Source organism: Gammaproteobacteria bacterium, from assembly GCA_013001575.1.
Taxonomy (GTDB): Bacteria; Pseudomonadota; Gammaproteobacteria; order Steroidobacterales; family JABDMI01; genus JABDMI01.
Map to the genome: position 1 here is coordinate 1 of JABDMI010000062.1, position 3,921 is coordinate 3,921.

Below are 3,921 nucleotides of genomic sequence, written 5' to 3' on the forward strand. Positions count from 1 at the left end.
CGCTCTACAGACTTACTCGGCCAAATGTTCTTGCAAGAACATCACCACAGCCTGCTGGTAAATATCCCGATTCTCTTTTTTGCGATAACCATGGCCTTCGTTCAAGGCATTCATATACCAAACTGATTTTCCGTCATCCCTGAGGGCTTTGACGATCTGTTCAGCCTCGGTCACTGGCACACGCGGATCATTCTGACCTTGCACGACAAACAAGGGAATCTTCAGTTTGTCGACATGATTATTCGGACTGATCTTCTCCAAATGAGCACGCATTTCCGGGTCACGCTCGTCACCATATTCAACCCGGCGCAAGTCACGGCGATAGTCTTCGGTATTTTCCAGAAAAGTTACAAAATTGGAAATACCGACAATATCGACAGCCGCTTTGAGCCGGTCACTGTAGTGCATGGTGCTGGCCAAAACCATGTAACCACCGTAACTGCCACCAATCACGGCAACCCGATTTGAATCCAGGTCAGGCTGGGTCTCGATCCAGTCCAGCAATGCCCCGATATCCTTGACCGAATCTTCACGTTTAAATCCGTTATCCAGACTGAGGTACTCCTTGCCATAACCCGCGGAGCCCCGCACATTGGGAGCGATTACTGCGGCACCGATCTTGTCTATCCATAACTGGAATGTGCTGCTGAATCTGGGCAGGAACTGAGCTTCGGGCCCACCGTGAATCGAGATGATCACGGGCAAAGGCCCTTCTGCTTCGGGCTTATACATAAATGCCGGAATATTCCGCTGGTCAAATGATGGATAACGGATCAATTCGGGTTGGGCAAATTTCTCGGTATTCAGGCCACCAACCTCGCTGCGGGTCCAGCGCGTCAATTTTCCGTAGCCCAGGGGCGAACGCGAAAGTGACAAAACATAACTGTCGCTGGCAGATTGCGAAGTATTCAAAGTGAGTCCCAGTTGTTTACCGTCCGGACTGAACTCCAGACCTCCGATCAAGCCAATTGGCAAGCCGCTAACCTTTTTGTATTTAAAATTTTTCGGATTCAATAAATACAGTTCGTAAACACCATCCTGGTTCACTATAAATGCTGCCCGGTCCTTGTTGTCTGAAAGCGTCATTCCTTCCACGTTCCAGTTTATGTTTTTTGTGATTACAGTTGGTTCTTGTGAATTGAAAGACTGATAGGCCAGCTGCTCAAATTCAGAGTAACGATTGGTAATGAAAAAATACCCATTGCTTGTGGCATCAAAGGCCACCGAATAATTCACACTCGGATTTTCATCACTTCCGGCCAGCAGCTGTAAGTCACGGTTTTCAAGTTCCAGTTTGTGGATCCTCGAATCAGAAGCGCTGATGTACTGCTGTACCAGTAAATGCTTGTCGTCCGCACTCCAGTCACTCACGCCCCACCAACTGCCATCCGGAGACTCCATCAGGATCTCGGTTTTCTGCGGCTCGGCCGGATCCATCAACCAGATGTCGTTGGACTTATTGTTTCGCCGGGTGCTGACATAGGCAAAGTGACTGCCGCTATGGTTCCAGTTAACTCCGTTATTACGCGACTCGCCATCGGTCAGCATGTTCGAGTTGGCGGTCGCAGGATCAAACATGAATATCTGGCTAAACTCGTTACCACCGGCATCCATGGTGAAAGTGATGTTATTGGTTCCGGGTTGCAGATCGATGCCACCAATTGGCTCTTTGAAAAAGGTCAATTGCTGACGAGCACCCAGCGGTTTGTCGACACGATGAATTTGTGACACATCACCAAAGCGCGTGGTGATAAAAATACTCTTGCCATCATTGGAAAAGTCCCTGAACGGGGCCGAGCGTACATTTTGATATCGGTTTAGATCGTCCACCAGCGTCTGCGGGATCTCCGGAACATCCTGCATGACCAGATTTCCATTATTGGCGGTACGCTCCATAACGGAATCTGCAGCAGCAGTGAATGATAGCAACAGAGCCCCGATCAGGAAGATGTGTTTATGCATAATATGATCCTTGTGAATTCATTTTGTGGACTTGTGATGGACGCAAGACTTTATTCCACTTGAACAGACAATATAGTGAAGCGGCAGCAAATTGTAAAATCCCAAGCGATGAATCTCGCGAGATCACACCGCCGCATGCCCGGTTTGTACTTCCCACAAGCGGCGGTAAATACCATTGGCTTGCAACAGGTCCTTATGCTGTCCGCTCTCCACGATCCTGCCGTGCTCCATAACATGGATGCAATCGGCTGAAACGATTGTGGACAAACGATGCGCGATCATAATGACTGTGCGGTCATGCGCGATATGCAACAAGGATGACTGGATGGCGGCTTCGGTCTCGTTGTCTACCGCAGACGTGGCTTCATCCAGGATCAGGATTCTGGGCTCTTTTAAAATTGCACGCGCCAAAGACAAGCGTTGCTTTTGACCGCCGGAAAGTTTGACCCCGCTCTCGCCTATTGTGGTTTGATAACCCTGATCAAGTTTACTGATAAACTCATCGCACTCGGCCAGTCTTGCGGCCGCATAGATATCCTCGGCACTCGCCTGTGGTTGACCAAAACGGATATTCTCGTAGATCGTATCATTGAATAAATAAATATCTTGCGAAACCAGGCCAATCTGTGAACGCAGTGAATTCAGTTTAAGGTCATTAACATTATGCCCCGCAATTCTCACTTCACCTTGTTGTGGTTGATAAAAACGTAATAACAATTTAACCAGGGTAGATTTTCCGGACCCGGTCTGCCCCACAAATGCGTGTGTGGTATTTTCTGGAATGATCAAATCGATATTATGCAAAACCGGCTTGGGGTTACTGGCATAGGCAAACGTGACATTGGATAATTCGACATCCCCGGCCAGAGATGCATTACGCGCACCCCGTTCGTCTTCGATCTGAATTGGCTGGTCGAGTAATTTGAATATTCGTCTTGCCGAAGCCATGCCGCGTTCGTAAAGATCCATGGTCACCGCCAGATTGGTGAATGGCCATAACAGACGCTGGGTTAAAAATACCAACACACCATAAGCGCCCACCTCGAGTTTTCCATGTAAAGTGTCTAAGCCGCCCAGAATAAAAGTGAATAAAAAACCACTCAGGATCGCCATACGGATTAGGGGAATGAAAGCCGAACTCACGGCAATGGCCTTGCTGTTTGCAACCGAATATTCAGTACTCAGTTGATTGATTCGCTCTTGCTCTTCCGGCTCACGGGTGAAACTTTTAATTGTAGTAATGCCGGTTATATTGTTGGTGATCGCACCCGCCAGTTTTCCTGCCATGGAACGAACTTTGGCGTACAGGGGTTCGGCCTTTTTCTGAAAAAAGAAGGCCCCGAATATAATCACCGGGATCGGAGTAAAGGCAAACAAGGCGATCTTGGGAGATAGAATAAAAAACACCGCACCGACCGCCAACACCGAGGTGATGACTTGCAAAAAATCATTAGCACCAACATTTAGAAAACGTTCTAATTGATTAATGTCATCATTTAATATTGCGGTCAAGCGCCCTGAAGGCTGATTTTCGAAAAAAGCCACATCCATGTTTTGAATGTGTGCGTATGTGTCCGTGCGAAACTGGTGCTGTACATCCTGGGCCAAATTTCGCCACAAACGCAAATACAAATATTGAAACAGAGATTCAAACAGCCAGATAAAAAATGTTAACAAACCCAAGGCGATCAGTTGCTGTTCAACTTCAACGATTCCAAGCTTTGCGACAAATGAAGATTCACGCCGTACCACCACGTCCAGCGCAACTCCGATCAGGATCTCCGGAGCGATATCAAACAGTTTATTCAGTACTGAACAGGTGGAAGCCCAAAAAGCTTTGCGGCGATTGCTGCGACCGTAACTCAGGATGCGCCGTAAGGGAGAGGTTTTTTGCATGCGCTGATTGTACGCGGATTTTGCTTAAACATAAAAAAAGCCGATACAAGTATCGGCTTTAAT

The 3,921-nt window shown here is 47.7% G+C and carries 2 protein-coding genes; both read right to left on the reverse strand.

Going from position 1 to position 3,921, the window contains the following annotated elements; genetic code table 11:
- Positions 1-12: 12 nt before the first annotated feature.
- Entirely contained in the window at positions 13-1,962 is a 1,950-nt protein-coding gene (locus HKN88_05750) for a S9 family peptidase (GenBank protein NNC97559.1), read from the reverse strand.
- 123 nt (positions 1,963-2,085) lie between these two features.
- The gene (locus tag HKN88_05755; protein NNC97560.1) at positions 2,086-3,858 is read right to left on the reverse strand and encodes an ABC transporter ATP-binding protein; all 1,773 of its coding nucleotides are present in this window, start codon (positions 3,856-3,858) and stop codon (positions 2,086-2,088) included.
- Between the last annotated feature and the right edge of the window lie 63 nt (positions 3,859-3,921).